The 14,018-nt window shown below is 32.5% G+C and carries 13 protein-coding genes and 1 tRNA gene; 5 read left to right on the top strand and 9 right to left on the bottom strand.

Annotation, left to right across the window (positions count from 1 at the left end; all coding sequences use genetic code 11):
• Window position 1: 1 nt before the first annotated feature.
• Window positions 2-1,372: a hypothetical protein gene (locus tag GOY08_RS12280; RefSeq protein WP_158999214.1), complete on the bottom strand. Its 1,371-nt coding sequence runs from the start codon at window positions 1,370-1,372 to the stop codon at window positions 2-4.
• Window positions 1,373-1,583: 211 nt separating this feature from the next.
• On the opposite strand from GOY08_RS12280, the gene GOY08_RS12285 reads away from it, so the two are divergent.
• Both GOY08_RS12285 and GOY08_RS12290 read left to right on the top strand, forming a co-directional pair.
• Window positions 1,584-1,808, top strand: a complete 225-nt coding sequence (locus GOY08_RS12285) for a NifU family protein (RefSeq protein ID WP_153421330.1) — start codon at window positions 1,584-1,586, stop codon at window positions 1,806-1,808.
• A gap of 1 nt (window position 1,809) precedes the next feature.
• Window positions 1,810-2,940 (top strand): Mrp/NBP35 family ATP-binding protein, encoded by a 1,131-nt coding sequence (locus GOY08_RS12290; protein WP_158999215.1) that lies wholly within the window; start codon window positions 1,810-1,812, stop codon window positions 2,938-2,940.
• On the opposite strand, the gene GOY08_RS12295 is transcribed toward GOY08_RS12290, so the two are convergent.
• From GOY08_RS12295 to GOY08_RS12330, 8 genes are all read right to left on the bottom strand, one after another.
• The gene (locus GOY08_RS12295) at window positions 2,941-3,756 is read right to left on the bottom strand and encodes a hypothetical protein (RefSeq protein WP_158999216.1); all 816 of its coding nucleotides are present in this window, start codon (window positions 3,754-3,756) and stop codon (window positions 2,941-2,943) included. It lies immediately after the preceding gene.
• Window positions 3,757-3,975: 219 nt separating this feature from the next.
• Window positions 3,976-5,142 (bottom strand): response regulator, encoded by a 1,167-nt coding sequence (locus tag GOY08_RS12300; protein WP_158999217.1) that lies wholly within the window; start codon window positions 5,140-5,142, stop codon window positions 3,976-3,978.
• Between the two features lie 341 nt (window positions 5,143-5,483).
• Window positions 5,484-5,558 (bottom strand) — tRNA-Asn (locus GOY08_RS12305).
• Window positions 5,559-5,679: 121 nt separating this feature from the next.
• On the bottom strand, window positions 5,680-6,285 hold the full coding sequence (locus tag GOY08_RS12310) for a hypothetical protein (RefSeq protein WP_158999218.1): 606 nt from the start codon (window positions 6,283-6,285) through the stop codon (window positions 5,680-5,682).
• Window positions 6,286-6,348: 63 nt separating this feature from the next.
• Window positions 6,349-7,800, bottom strand: coding sequence for a DUF4340 domain-containing protein (locus GOY08_RS12315; RefSeq protein ID WP_158999219.1), 1,452 nt, complete (start codon window positions 7,798-7,800; stop codon window positions 6,349-6,351).
• Window positions 7,797-9,443 carry a Gldg family protein gene (locus tag GOY08_RS12320; protein ID WP_158999220.1) on the bottom strand — a complete coding sequence of 549 codons (1,647 nt, stop codon included), beginning with the start codon at window positions 9,441-9,443 and terminating at the stop codon, window positions 7,797-7,799. Before GOY08_RS12320 ends, GOY08_RS12315 begins: the two co-directional genes overlap by 4 nt.
• Window positions 9,444-9,446: 3 nt before the next feature.
• Window positions 9,447-10,175, bottom strand: a complete 729-nt coding sequence (locus tag GOY08_RS12325) for an ABC transporter permease (protein WP_158999221.1) — start codon at window positions 10,173-10,175, stop codon at window positions 9,447-9,449.
• Complete coding sequence (locus GOY08_RS12330) at window positions 10,172-11,152, bottom strand: ABC transporter ATP-binding protein (protein WP_158999222.1); 981 nt, start codon at window positions 11,150-11,152, stop codon at window positions 10,172-10,174. The genes GOY08_RS12325 and GOY08_RS12330 overlap by 4 nt, the downstream gene beginning before the upstream one ends.
• A 161-nt stretch (window positions 11,153-11,313) precedes the next feature.
• Between GOY08_RS12330 and GOY08_RS12335 the strand changes: the two genes are divergently transcribed.
• Genes GOY08_RS12335 through GOY08_RS12345 form a run of 3 tightly spaced genes read left to right on the top strand, consistent with a single transcriptional unit; the run spans window position 11,314 to window position 13,328 of the window.
• Window positions 11,314-11,832, top strand: coding sequence for a response regulator (locus GOY08_RS12335; RefSeq protein WP_158999223.1), 519 nt, complete (start codon window positions 11,314-11,316; stop codon window positions 11,830-11,832).
• A gap of 6 nt (window positions 11,833-11,838) precedes the next feature.
• A complete protein-coding gene (locus GOY08_RS12340) occupies window positions 11,839-12,621 on the top strand; it encodes an amino acid kinase family protein (protein ID WP_158999224.1) in 783 nt (260 codons plus the stop codon).
• 23 nt (window positions 12,622-12,644) lie between these two features.
• Complete coding sequence (locus GOY08_RS12345; RefSeq protein WP_158999225.1) at window positions 12,645-13,328, top strand: NAD(P)H-binding protein; 684 nt, start codon at window positions 12,645-12,647, stop codon at window positions 13,326-13,328.
• Window positions 13,329-14,018 lie beyond the last annotated feature (690 nt).

The following is a 14,018-nucleotide window of genomic DNA, read 5'->3' on the forward strand; positions in this document are numbered from 1 at the left end:
ATTATAAATTAAACTCCACTCCAGTCTGTGTAGTAAAAAGTTCGTTAGTTTTTGTTCCATCAGAATAAGTTTTTATCTTCCAGTCATAGTAACCATAACTCATACTAAAAAATAAATATTTTTTAGTGTTTAACTGCTCATCAAAAGCATATTTTAAAATTGGTGTTACAACAAATGAATTGGCATCATTTGCTAGTAATTTTTTCGTAACATAATTAAAATTGAGATCTAATCCAAACTGAAAATTTTTGGATAAATAAACAACTGGTTGAACCCCAATACTAAGTCTATTTGTTGTTCTTGAATAACTTTTTCCGTCAGTTTGCAGAGATTTCTGGTCATCACTGATATGTAATACAGGTAAATTAGATGCATATACATTGTTTAAAATTATAATGCTAGTTAATAGTCCACCATATTTTTCATATAAAAATTGAGAAGAATCTGCAATTCCAATAGTATTTTGAGGATAATTAGGAGGAATTCTTCCTTCACCATAAAAAGCACTATTTACAGTTGTGTTTGTTGGCTTTGCCTCTTTATCAGCAGGCAAAGAGGAAAACCAAATTGTAGTTGTTCCTTTTATTCCATCTGTTAATGGTCTATAAAAAATACCTCCAAGAATAAACGAAGATGCTAAACTTACTTTATCTTTTTGAACATTATCAGATGTATCTTTTCCATAGCTATTATATGCTCGCACTGATAAAATAGGTTGAAACATTTTTCCTTCAAATAATAAAAATTTACCTGACAAAAATAAAGTTGCAACATAATCATCATTTTCATACAAAATTTTATTGCCATTTTTATCTATTAATGCATTTCCGTTTTGATCTTTTGCAGTTGTATAAACTGTTTCTTTATTTATGGCTAATGAAACTTGAAAAACATCAGTTTCTATCCCAAAGCCATTTAGTTCCAACTGATTAAAAGGATTTGTTTCTTGAAATAAATAAATTTCTTCAAACTCAAATGTTCTTCTTCCAAGCCAAACAGAATATCCATGATTTCCAAATGGAATATTTAAATAAAGATCTCTAAGTTGAACAACTTTTTCGGAATAAGTTTTAGGAAATAAATCTAGATGATATTTTTTTTGCCAAGCATATTGCACAGAACTTACCAAAGAAAAAGCATCATTTTTTTCTAATCCTAGTTTTAAAGAAATGTAATCAGTACTATAAGCCGCAGCACTGGTTGCTTGATTTTCTAAGTTTTGATTAGGAATATCATTGCTTTGAAATGTTTCTCGGGCTGTATTAAAATTACCGCGAAATGAACCACTTGCCGATAAAGCCCAGTCATCTAAAAATTTATATTTTTCTTCGGCACTTACATTTTGTTGAAAGTGAAGAAAAAGACTAACCAAAAGAAAATACTTCTTTTTATTTAAAAACTTCAATAAAGAAGTATTATTACAGCATCTTATATAAAACAAATTGATTTATCCTACAAAAAATTATGATATAACTCAAAATACTCAAGCAAGTCGCCCTTGACCGAGCAAGATTAGATAATATGTTTATACAGATATTATCTTCAACCAAGCAAGGTTGGCATATTTTTGAAAGGTTATTTAAATGATTGCAAAAATTCAAGAAATCATCGAACAACAAATTAGACCTGCTCTACAATCAGACGGAGGAGATATCGAGTTGATTGATGTTGAAGACGGAATTGTAAAAGTTCGCCTTGTAGGTGCTTGTTCTCATTGCCCTTCTAGCGCTATGACATTATACCAAGGAGTGGAAAAAATGTTGATGGATAAAGTGCCTGAAGTTAAAGGCATAGAACAGGTCTGGTAAGATGGAAAATACTAAAAATTTAATAACGCTCCATTTTGTGAAAGAATTGAGCTCAAAGTTACCAAAAGAAATATATGATCTTTTGGGTGCCTTTAATTGGCAAGATCGTATCATTTCAGTTGAGAATAAAGATTCAAAAACCTTAATACGCTTTTATTCTGACGGATTAAATCTAACAAGCAAAACTCTTGTTGAACAATTTCTAAAAGAACAATTAGCTTCTTTTCAGGAAGAATTTGCTGTTTATTTTGAGCGCAAAGAAAAAGCTACTACTAATCCAAATACAGCAGCTCCCAAATCAGACACTCAGGAGAAACCTGCACCCGAAGACTCCCACAAAAAAACATCTTCCAGCAAAAAGCCTATTTCAGGCGTAAAACGCATTATAGCAGTTGCTAGCGGTAAAGGTGGTGTTGGTAAAAGTACTGTTAGTGTTAATTTAGCAATCGCTTTACACAATCAAGGGTACAAAGTTGGCATACTTGATGCCGATATATATGGTCCAAGCATTCCTACTATGCTGAATCTCCATCAAGATCCTTTAGTGAATGAAAACAATAAAATTATTCCACCACAAGCCCATGGATTAAAAGTTATGTCTTTTGGCTTTTTTGCGCCTGAAGAAACGGCTGTTATTTGGCGTGGACCAATGATTATGAAGGCTCTTCAACAATTTTTCTGGGATGTTGATTGGGGTACTCTTGATTTTTTAATTATAGATCTTCCACCCGGCACTGGTGATGCTCAACTAACGCTAGTTCAAAGCATTCCTATTACAGGATCTGTTATAGTAACAACCCCACAAAACGTTGCATTACTTGATGCCGTTAAAGGCATCGCAATGTTTAGGAAAACTGAGGTGCCCATCTTAGGGGTTGTTGAAAATATGTCTACTTTTACTTGTCCTTCTTGTGGAAGCGAATCACATATTTTTGGAACTGGCGGAGCTGAAAGAGTTGCTAATAAATTTGAAGTTGAATTGTTAGGCCACGTTCCTTTATTACCAGAAGTCAGAGCCGCTGGAGATGAGGGAGAACCCCTTACAACACAAGTAAACCATCCTATCCGTATTCGTTTTGCTGAAATAGCTGAAAAAGTCGTAAAAAATGCTGTGCTAATGGAAAATAGATAATTAAGGAAAATTCTCAAACTTTACACAACCGCGTTTATTTAACATACTATCAACAGTTTTTCTGACTTGCCTGAATGTAACTTTAGCGTTTCCAATGTCACAAACCAATCTAGAGCTGGTTTGTGGTGGCGGATATGCTGTTAAAGTTACAATTACTTCTCCTCTTTTTGATATATTTTCTCCATTTGAAATTTTTTGATCTACTATTTTTTGAAAGTAACTATTTAAGTAATTTACCTTTTCAACTGCACCCATATTTTGAATTGTTGCTACTAAATTTTTTGATTTCGTTTCATCATCAACATTATTTGCAACCTGATTTTCTTTATTTTGCAGGACTAATTTTGTATCTAATGCTCCAGATATATAGCTTATTTTATCTAAACCAAGAGAGTCTGAGTGTACCACTTCAAATATTCTTGAACGAATATGATCCATTATTAAAGTAGGAGGGGAAACCATTTTATTAGTTAACACAACAAATACATGTCTTTTAGTAGCATCAACCCATTTTCCTTCATTAATATATGATTGAGCTATGACAATTGCTGTTTCCTTTGATTTTAAATATTTGTTAATATATTTAAATTTTCCTACAAGAAAAAAATCTCGCGCTCCAACACGACCTGGCTGAATGCTACCCTCTTTCATTGTAAAAGCCTCACCAGCCTGAAAAATTGTAGAGTTTGAGCTTTGTTCGTATGTTGGATAACCACAACTTAATGGCCCCTTCATCCCACATTCAAAAGAATCTTCAGCGTGAGCTGCAATAGTAGACATGAATAAGAAGATATATATTTGTTTAAGATAAAACATTTATTACCCTTTCTAAGCACAATATACTCAGATTGATCGTAACCACTTTTTTGCAATTGATAGTTTATTTTTTGACGTATTATCCTATATAATTGAGATTTTTAATTCCAATCAAATAATAAGTTTCTTCTTTTGGAAGTTGACTAAATAGATTCACCATAATATTAGGGATGCCATTCATGGTTCAATGCTATGCCGATTGGATAAGTTAAAAGAATTTTAGCTTACTCGAGAGGTTTTCATAACTGATTGATTACTAATGTTTTTTTGCTGTTTTAATTGATATGAAAGAATGGATTCGAATAGTTTTTTAGACAAACTAGGACTTTCAAATTCCACACCAACACACCATTCCCCAGATTCTGAACTTGTCCAAGCAACTTTTCCTGTAAGAGATTGCAGCCTATCTTCTAAAGTCTGATTAGTTGCAACTTTAGCCTTTGTAGTTTCATTCAAAGTAGCTAATGCAGGCATTTTTTCCTCTACGGATTTCTTAGCAATAGATTGCCCTTTGCTAGATGCAGGCTTTTTTTTGCTATTATTAATCTCATTGACTTTTTTCTTCCCATTCTCAATTTGATTAGAAATCATTTTAGTGATTTCAAGAATTTTACCATTTTCAATATCACTTGTAGAAGGTATTTTCAAAATCACTGAACTTCCCGAAGAAATAAATTCCATACTCGCTAACAACTGATTCCAGTCAGTTAGACCAATTTTACTATTTTTACTTGGCTTTAATTTTACTCCACTAAGTGAACAGTCTTCTATAATCCCACAGAAGTACAGAGGAATAGACTTTATTATTTCTTTTTTTCCTGCCACTTTTTTTGGTGCTTTCAACTCTTTCTTAGCCTTTATTTTGCCTTTTTCTACGCTTTTTGTATTTTTTGTGCTTTTATCTTGGAAAGGGGACAGCATTTGCTGGTATGCTATAAGACTCTCATTTTCTAAAATAATTTCTGCAATTGCTGGTAAATTGCAAGTAATTCTTTTTTGTGCGCGAATTTTTCCATCACAAAAACGTTGAGCTACAGCTATAACGACATCAGGATTAACAGGTTTCTTAAGCCAACTTTGGCAATCAGGATATTGCTTTAACGTAGATTCAATATTTTGTGCGACTTCAGCTGTGTCGAAAGCAGTAATTAAAACAGGGATGCTATAATGTTTTTTTAGTTTTGCAGCCGTTTGTGCCCCATTTGCATCTGGCAAATCATAGTCAATGATAAAAGCATCAATGTTTTCATTTATTTTTGCCAATTCTATCGCTTCAGAAGAGTTTCTTGCAACGATAACCTGAACTCCTGGATAGTGATCTTTGAAAACTTCACTTGTCATTACCAAACTAGCTTTGCTGGCATCGGCTATTAATATTTTTTTCACTCTAAGACTCCCCTTAGCTTTCTGAAAAGCATTTACTAGCTACTAAAAATGGCATTCTTTAGATAATAGTATGTAAACAAAGGAGATAGAGAGGGAAGAATCGAACAGCATAAATATGTGACGAAATAGGAAAAATAATGACCACAAATCAGTTAGTAAATAGCAAAATAAAAAAATGGTTACTACAAATCAGTTGGTAAATAGCAAAATAAAAAAATGGTTACCATAAACAAGTTGATAAATAGCAAACATGTAAGGTGCTAGGTTAAAAACATAATTTTAGCTAAACGCATAGGGAAATAGAAAGACAAAGGCACAGCCTTTAGAGAGGCAAGAAGGAATGGCTCCCCAGGGGTGGATTGAACACCCGACCAAGTGATTAACAGTCACTTGCTCTACCACTGAGCTACTGAGGAACTTCTTCGTGAAGTGTGTCTACATAATCAATGCAAAGAGGTCAAGTCGATTTGAAAAAAATTTTAAAATTTTTTTCGTCCTTTCTTTTTTGCTCACAATAGAGCAAAAAATTGCTTATTTCTAGGGAATAAGCCCCTCAACCCCAAGAATATCGCTCTTTTCCCAAGCAAATTCCCATTTATGCACCCGTTGCTGTCCAGAAACAAGAGGACGCAAGATATCCAATCTTTTTAGACGCCTGTGAAAATTACCTGGGTCTATTTCCTGACTTGAAAGCATACCAACTAACAAACGTAAATCTTGAATAGAAAAGACTTGAGAAAGGAGTTCAAAAGTAAAAGTTGTATTTTTTACCCATAACGGGACTTGATTTAAACACTCGCGCAAGAAAAGTCTGCTATCAGGAGCTAAAATGGAGTCTTGTGAAAATAAGTTTTCTGCATCTAGCCACATTCCCTTTGCATGCGCAGAAAACTCTTGCGGCAAGGCAATTGCACGGACGATAGCAATGCTTTGGACTTGTTCAAATAAAAGATCACGATCGTAAACATCTACAATTCGATCTTTACAACGTGCTGAATTAAACCAAGTTTCTAGCTCTGCGAGATGTGACCCTGCAAGAAGATCACTAAGAATCCGGCGAGTGCCTCCATGTAAATGCATGTCCTGTCTAAGAACAACACTCGGAAAAGTCTGTCTTTCGCTGTTTTGATCTTTTGTTACCAATACGCGTAGGCTACCATTTACGGCTGCAATCGGAATCAAAAAAAGTTCTGTTTTCAAGAAAGGTTACTCCATCTGTTTTTTCACTGATGCATTTGAAGGATCACCAACTGAATAAAGCTGGGCAAGTAGAGAGAGCCACCCTGCATCTACGATATAAACGATAGGTGAGTCTGATCGTTTTAAATACACATTTTTTTCATTTTTTGGAACCCTATTCCCAACAATTATTTTTATTGGTTGAAGTTTTTCTGTTGCTCCAAATTCAAATGAGAAAACTTTTAAAGGTTTTGTCATCCCAAATTGGACTAATTCGCTCTCCGATGGTTTTAAAATAAGATCATCAGCTGTCATAAATTCCCAATTAGAAAAGAAAGAAAAAGCATCTTGATTTGGAGTCTCAGAGACTGATGGTTGTTGGTTTGGAGAAGTTATTTTGTACCAATTATTATCTTTTTTGACGAAAGCTAGGGTGCTTGCTAGACTAATTTTATTTATTTTATCAATTGCAACATTTAGCATAACCAATCTATTTTTGAACATTTTTTCTAGAGGAACCAACTCAGGCCAGAGATCTAAATTTAATTTTGCAATCGAACCATCTTTAACATAAGTATAAATTCCTTCTTTGGTGATACTTAAATCAAATGTATCTATTGCTTTGCCAGAAGAATCCTTAAAAGAAATATGCGCTACTGGATTTTTCATATTTAGTCTTTCCAGTAGAGCTTCATTAATTTCAGATTTTTCATATATTTTTTTAGCAAGAAGACCTTGAAATCTCATCAAATAATCTGAGACATAGCTACCGTCGGCAGGCCACTTGTTTGGTTTCAACAATTCCCAGCCATTCTTCTGCTTTCCAATTGAAATCACTGTCCCATTATTGGTAATTTCAATCGAATGGATATCCTCTTTGGCAAAAGTACTGACCCGCTTACTTCTAAAATCTTCTAATTTTTTATTCCTTATAGATTCAGAAAAACCATGATCTATCACTAAAAGTTTTGTTTTGCTTGGGTTCATAGCGTAAACAGAAGCGGGAGAAATATTACCTGATACTTTCCCACCTATTTCAAGAGAACTTCCAATAAATAGTTTACCTTCTTGATTCTTTTTTAACTCCACAGAAATTGTTAAATTAGGTGTCTCCAAACCAAATTGTGCCAACTGTTTTTTGTCTCCAGTTAGCAATTTTTCTGTATTTGCTAGTTCTTGTTGTATTCCCAATTGTTGAATTGAGGCCAAAATATTATTCACGGCATCTTGATCTGCTGACAATTGAAGAGGAGTAACAAGACGCCAAGGTTTATCATTTGCATCACGGACAAAAGTAAAATTCCCAGTAGTATTTTGAATTGAAAATTTTAAAATATCTTTTGTCTGAAAATAAAGGGCAAAAGAAGCTTCTTTAGCTTTTTCTTCCTTTTTTTCAGTGTAATATCCTTCACCAAAATAAACACCAACTAATGCAGCAATTGCAATTACTCCTAAGCCAACTGTAGTAGAAAACTTCATGCAGATCTCCTCCTCATCCAAATGAAAAAGCCTGCCAATGCTGTTGAAATAGGTAACACACCAGAAAATAAGACTAGCCATAAAGCTGGATTTCGTGTCAAATTAAATTGCTTAGGTGTGAAATCTTTTGTAGGAATAGATACAAGCTCTTGATCTTGATATAAATGAGCAATTGTTAAAGGTAACAATTCTTCACTTATTGGTACAGATTTTGAATATGGTCCTACTAAACTAAATCCATATATAACAACTTCTGATTTATCTTTTGCTGCATCTGCTGGTTTAGAAATAGATTTATCAGAGGAAAAATTTGATGCTCCATTAATATCTACACTTACAGCTAATGGCCAAGCTTTGTTTGGATCAAAATTTTTGTCAGGTATCAACTGAAATGGAGAATTCAAGTCAATTTTATTCCTTGCTTCTGTTGTTATTGTTATAGGAGCTGCATTATAAGCTGATGTAAGGACAATTGAATGTGTTTTTATGTTAGAGTTTCCATTTTCATTTAAGACTGTAATTGGTCGAGCTCCATCAATAGGCATTACACCTTGAGCACCATATACCTGAGTTATCACTTTAGTAATTGGTGATTCTGTACTAAAATTACTTGCAATAACTGGAGGACGAGACAAATTTTGTTTCATTATTTGTTGCCCAATAGGTGTATTAGTATTCAAAGTCAATAATATTGGATCTAATTTTAAATTTAACTTTGTGTATAATTTTTCAAGACCTTGCTCACGATATGGATTTACAATTAAAACTAAACGGCCGCCTTGTGCAATAAAGTTCTCTAGAAGAGTTTCTACCTGCTCAGAATAAGTTAGGTTGTTATCACCAGCGACTAAAACTCTTGCCTCTTTTGGCAAATTTCCTTGCTTAATATTCCATTCTTTAACATCATATGCTTTAGAGCGTAAAGCCATCACTATATCTGAATAATTTTTTTCTGCATTACCCTCAGTATTTATAGATGGTTCTCCATGACCTGTTAAGAAGTAAACAACTTTCTTATATTTTATTAAATTAATTATTCCATTTGTTAACTTACTTTCAGTTATTTGTCCTTCTACTTCACTTTTATTATTATCAGTTAATAATATCAAGCGTGAATAACCTGAAGGTTGTAACTTTTGTAAAATAGCTTTATCTGTTAAACTTAACGCTCCCATATACATTAAATTTTTAGAACGACGCATATATAAATTTAATAAATCTGTACTATTGTCACAGTAATTATCGGTAGGATTTGAAGCAGGAATACAATAAATTTGTACTGGTTTATTTAAAGAGTCTAATAATTTTTCAGACTCATCACTCAATGAATTAATTTTATTATTTGTTAAATCAAAAGTTTTTGAAAATGTAGTCTTGTTAAGAATAACTGCTGCTAAAATAATAATTGCAACAGCTATTAAACTTGTAACAGCTGCTTGAGCAAAAAATTTGGGAGCATATGCTTCGTGCTCTCTGTTTTTCTCGCCAATTGGTAAAATAATATATACAATTATTGCTACTGAGATAGAAACTAAAATAATAGGCAAAGGCTTTGAAATAAAATATAGGTATTGCCACATTAAGAGTACTAATAGTGCAACAAACAACGCGCCAATAGAAAATTCAAGTTTATGCTTTTTCATTTTTTATAATCTCCACTTTTTACTTTCCATTACAAAACGACAAAGAACTAAGAAAACAAAAATGATAGCTAAATAAGTAGCTAGAGATCCTGTTTTAATTAAACCTCTAGTAAAATCTGAACTAAGTTCTAATAAATTAACATTTTTTCTATACCAATCTGGTACGCCTGTAATAAAGCCTGAAAGTATAAAAATTAAGATAAAAAAAGTAGACCCAAGATAACTTAGGACAGGATTTTTTGTCAAAGAACTAATAAATAATCCTATGGAGACAATTGCAGCTGAATTTAACACCAACCCAAGCCAACCAGTAAATAAAACCTTTAGATCAGGTTGGGTAAATATAAATGAATAAAGTGGATAAATTAACATTAAAGTAATTAATACACCAAAATAAAACATAATTCCTAAAAATTTACCTAACACAATTTCCCAAGTAGAGATGGGAGCAGCTGAATGCAAGCGATAAGTACCACTCCCTAAATCTTCACTAATTGCCCGCATAGTAAATGCAGGAATTATAAATATATTAATATAGTTTAAAAAACCAAGAACTTGTCCAAAAATATCTGCGACAGGATCTATTGATTGTCCTCGGATAAGTAACATATTTACAACAATAAAAAAAACTATTCCTGAAATTACAAAAATGATACAGGCAGCAATCCAGCCAAGGGGAGTTCCAAAAAATCCTTTAAAATCTCTTTCAGCAATTGATAATGTTGCGCTCATAAAAGTTCTCCTGAAGGTAAAATTTGAACTTGATGATGTCCTGGTTGTGAACGAATCACTTCAAAAAATAATTCTTCTAATCCTTCTTTTTTCTCTTCAATACCTATTAAAGGAAAATTTTGTTGCACAATTTGCTCTGTTACATTAGCTATGCTTTCATTATTTCTATCAGCCCAAAACTCATTACCAAATTCAACTAAAATAGAATTTAATTTTTGTGACATAGGTTTTGCTGATTTTACATAATTACGTTGTTGAAACCAATGCAAAGCACTTTCTGCTTTTGAAGCAAATGTATAAAGGTAATATGCAGGCTTTGTTGAATCATTTTGAATTGAAGTTTTTGCTGCAATATGACCTTGATTAATAATTATAACCTCATCACATGTTGCCTGCACTTCTGATAGAATATGAGAACTTAAAATAACAGTGCGTTCTTTTGCTAATTTTTTGATTAACTTTCTAATATGTAAAATTTGATTTGGATCCAAACCTTCTGTTGGCTCATCTAATATTAAAACATTTGGTTTATGAACTAAAGCTGAGCATAACGCAACTCTTTGTCTGTAACCTTTTGAAAGATTTCCGATGATTCTATTTGCAACGTCACTAACATCGCACTCTTCAATCACTCTATCTACTTCACTTTTTCTTATTTTAGGGCTTATACCTCTGATTTTAGCAACATAGGTGACAAAATCTTTCACCTTCATATCTTTATATAAAGGTGGATTATCAGGCAAATAACCAACTTGTTCCTTTACATCTTTAGATTGGGTAACTACATTATAACCGCAAATTTTTACTTCACCTGAACTAGGCCCTAATAATCCGGCTAAAATGTCCATTGTTGTTGATTTACCTGATCCATTTGGTCCTAAAAACCCGCAGACTCTTCCAGTTCCAACTGAAAAATTTAAATTATGTAAAACTTTTCGTTCACCAAAAAGCTTTACCAAGCTGTTCACTTCGATCATTTTGACCTCCTCAAAAAAGCCCTAATTTTCGATCCAAAATATTATTTATATACGGCAAAAACGTACCGTCAAATTGCCAATATATTAATGTCTAAGCAGAATATAAGCAAATTCAAGAGAAGCAACACCTCCTCCGATTAAAAAATGCAAAATGGATAGAAATGCAAGAAAGGTCTTATGCCATGCGGAAAAGGAAATTTGGAGATCAAACCTTTGCAAAAAAGGTTGCTGAACTCAATAGAAAAGCAATGGCGCAAGAACATATTGTTAATTTAGAGGCATACCGAGCTGCTTCAAGAAAACCAGAAGCAAAAACGATACTGGTTGTGGATGATGAACCTGTGATGCGCAACGCTATCAAAAGAATTTTTGAAAAAGATAATTATCGAGTTCTGCTTGCAAAAGATGCAATGGAACTCTCAAAAATAATTGAAGATACCAAGCTTGATCTCATTCTTTTGGATATTCAACTTCCCTGGGTTGACGGATATGAACTTTGTGCTTTACTAAAATCACATCCCCTTCTAAAAAATTTGCCAGTCGCATTTGTTTCGGGCAATAAAACAGAAGAGGATATTCGCAAAGGTTTTGATGCAGGTTGTGATGAATATATTACAAAACCTTTTGAAGTTGAAGCAATACAAAAAATGGTGAGTCAATTACTACTGAAGTCGAGTTAAAGAAACATGGAACAAAAAAAATGTATTGTATTAAAATTTGGGGGGGCTTCTGTAAGTTCCCCCGAAGCATTTGCTTCTATTGCAGATATTATTTTGCATCGTAGATCAGTTTTTAAACAAGTTGTCGTAGTTGTCAGTGCTATGGGCGACACTACTGATGAACTCATTGCATTAGCACACAAAGTAAATCCTAATCCTCCAAGAAGAGAGCTAGACATGCTTGTTTCTGTAGGAGAAAGAATAAGTATTGCATTACTTGCGATGGCTCTAGCCGCTAAAAACACAGAAGCCATAAGTTTCACAGGAAGCCAATCGGGAATTTTAACTACGAATGATCATGCCAATGCAAAAATTATATCAGTAAAACCCCAAAGGTTATTACCACAGTTAGAAAATGGAAAAATTGTTATTGTTGCTGGGTTCCAAGGGATGAGTCAAGGTGGTGATATTACCACTTTAGGGCGAGGAGGCTCTGATACTACTGCAGTTGCATTAGCCATTGCATTACAAGCAGAAAAGGTTGAATTTTATAAAGATGTTAATGGAATATATGATAAAGATCCCAAAAAATATTCTGGAGCAAAATTACTTAATCAATTAAGCTATAAAGAAGCTTATGCTATCATGGAACAAGGAGCACAAGTTTTGCATGCAAGATGTGTTAGGCTTGCTGAAAAAAACTGTCTTCCTCTCAAAGTGTTACCTTTTAACAATTTTTTAGATGAAAAGCTTGGCACAACCATTCAAGACACTGTAAAGTTAAAGAATACTATTTCATATGAAGACTGAAATTATTAAATTCGGAGTTTCTAATGAAAAATATTGTTATTGTAGGAGCTTCTGGCCTTGTTGGTAGTAATGTCCTCACACTACTTAAAAATACTCCAGACATATCTGTCATATGTTTAGTTAGACATCCAAATAAAATTGAAACTACAGCAAATATAAAAGAAATAGTTTTTAATTTTGAAAACGAAGAAGAATATAAGAAAATTGGCAATGATATTCCTTGTCAAATCTTTTTTTGCTGCATTGGTACAACATTAAGAAAAGCAAAATCCTTAGAAAGTTTTCATCGGGTTGATAGAGATTATCCTATAAAATTTATTGAATATATAAAGAAAAACACACCAAATTCATTATTTGTGTTTATTTCTAGTATTGGCGTATCAAACCCTCGCGGCTATTATTTATCCGCAAAATGTGAAGTAGAAAAAGCCATTACAAAAAGTTTGTTACATTATATCATTGTTAGACCAAGCGTTTTACTTGGTAAAAGAAGTGAATTTAGATTAGCTGAAACAGTTGGTGGTTTTTTTCTTTCAAAAATAGAAAAACTAACTAAAAAATTTAATATTGATGACGCATTATCATTTAGCAAATTTGCTCCCATTGAAGCTTCTAAAGTAGCAAAAGCTATGGTTCATCATGCATTAAATTTTGATAAATCTATTCCAGGTATGGTTCTTGAAGGCGATAGTTTAAATAATTTTTAAACTATTTTTTTAGAATTGATATCTATCTTTCCCTAACTCAAAAAATTTGCACTTAAGTGAAAAAGGTTTTTACATTTCCTCCTCATGCTATAATTAACAAAAAATATATTATTGCAAAAAATTTGCTTTAATTCTTCGCTAAGATATAAAAAATATTTATAAATAGTTTCCAATTTGAAATCCTATTGACTCTCCAAAATTCTAAAAAATTAGTTTGTATTTTTCTATAATTCTATATTTTTAAAGAAATAATATTTTTCCAAAAATTAGCGCTGAAAAAATTTGCTATAAATTAAGTCATAAATAAATCTTATATCGATATTGTACTATCAATTTTTTTTATGTAGTCTTCCTTGAGAGCCACTGAAGAGGGCTATACAACACAACTACTCACATTTAAGTTTAGCTTTTGTTAAACTTGGAAAGATTTAATTTTTCATGAAATCAGCGCGATTTATCGCTATAAGCAACAAACTCTTCTCAGCTCACAAAATAAAAATATTTAAAATATTTTTATTTACTTTTGTTTACATATTTTTAAATACAAATCATCCATGTTACAAACTTAATCAACAAACAATTTTACTTGAATCCAATTTATCTAAAAACATCAGTTCAAATAAAAAAATCATTTATAATGAAAATTCTAATTATAATCCTAATTGCTTAACTTGCTTTGACAGCGATCAG

The sequence above is a fragment of the Pigmentibacter ruber genome (assembly GCF_009792895.1).
Classification (GTDB): domain Bacteria; phylum Bdellovibrionota_B; class Oligoflexia; order Silvanigrellales; family Silvanigrellaceae; genus Silvanigrella; species Silvanigrella rubra.

Coding starts and splice junctions, on each gene's coding strand:
- GOY08_RS12315 (WP_158999219.1), bottom strand. CDS start 7,800: ATGAAGTTTTCTACTACAGTTGGCTTAGGAGTAATTGCAATTGCTGCA.
- GOY08_RS12345 (WP_158999225.1), top strand. CDS start 12,645: ATGAAAAATATTGTTATTGTAGGAGCTTCTGGCCTTGTTGGTAGTAAT.
- GOY08_RS12290 (WP_158999215.1), top strand. CDS start 1,810: ATGGAAAATACTAAAAATTTAATAACGCTCCATTTTGTGAAAGAATTG.
- GOY08_RS12320 (WP_158999220.1), bottom strand. CDS start 9,443: ATGAAAAAGCATAAACTTGAATTTTCTATTGGCGCGTTGTTTGTTGCA.
- GOY08_RS12295 (WP_158999216.1), bottom strand. CDS start 3,756: ATGTTTTATCTTAAACAAATATATATCTTCTTATTCATGTCTACTATT.
- GOY08_RS12340 (WP_158999224.1), top strand. CDS start 11,839: ATGGAACAAAAAAAATGTATTGTATTAAAATTTGGGGGGGCTTCTGTA.
- GOY08_RS12335 (WP_158999223.1), top strand. CDS start 11,314: ATGCAAGAAAGGTCTTATGCCATGCGGAAAAGGAAATTTGGAGATCAA.
- GOY08_RS12285 (WP_153421330.1), top strand. CDS start 1,584: ATGATTGCAAAAATTCAAGAAATCATCGAACAACAAATTAGACCTGCT.
- GOY08_RS12330 (WP_158999222.1), bottom strand. CDS start 11,152: ATGATCGAAGTGAACAGCTTGGTAAAGCTTTTTGGTGAACGAAAAGTT.
- GOY08_RS12325 (WP_158999221.1), bottom strand. CDS start 10,175: ATGAGCGCAACATTATCAATTGCTGAAAGAGATTTTAAAGGATTTTTT.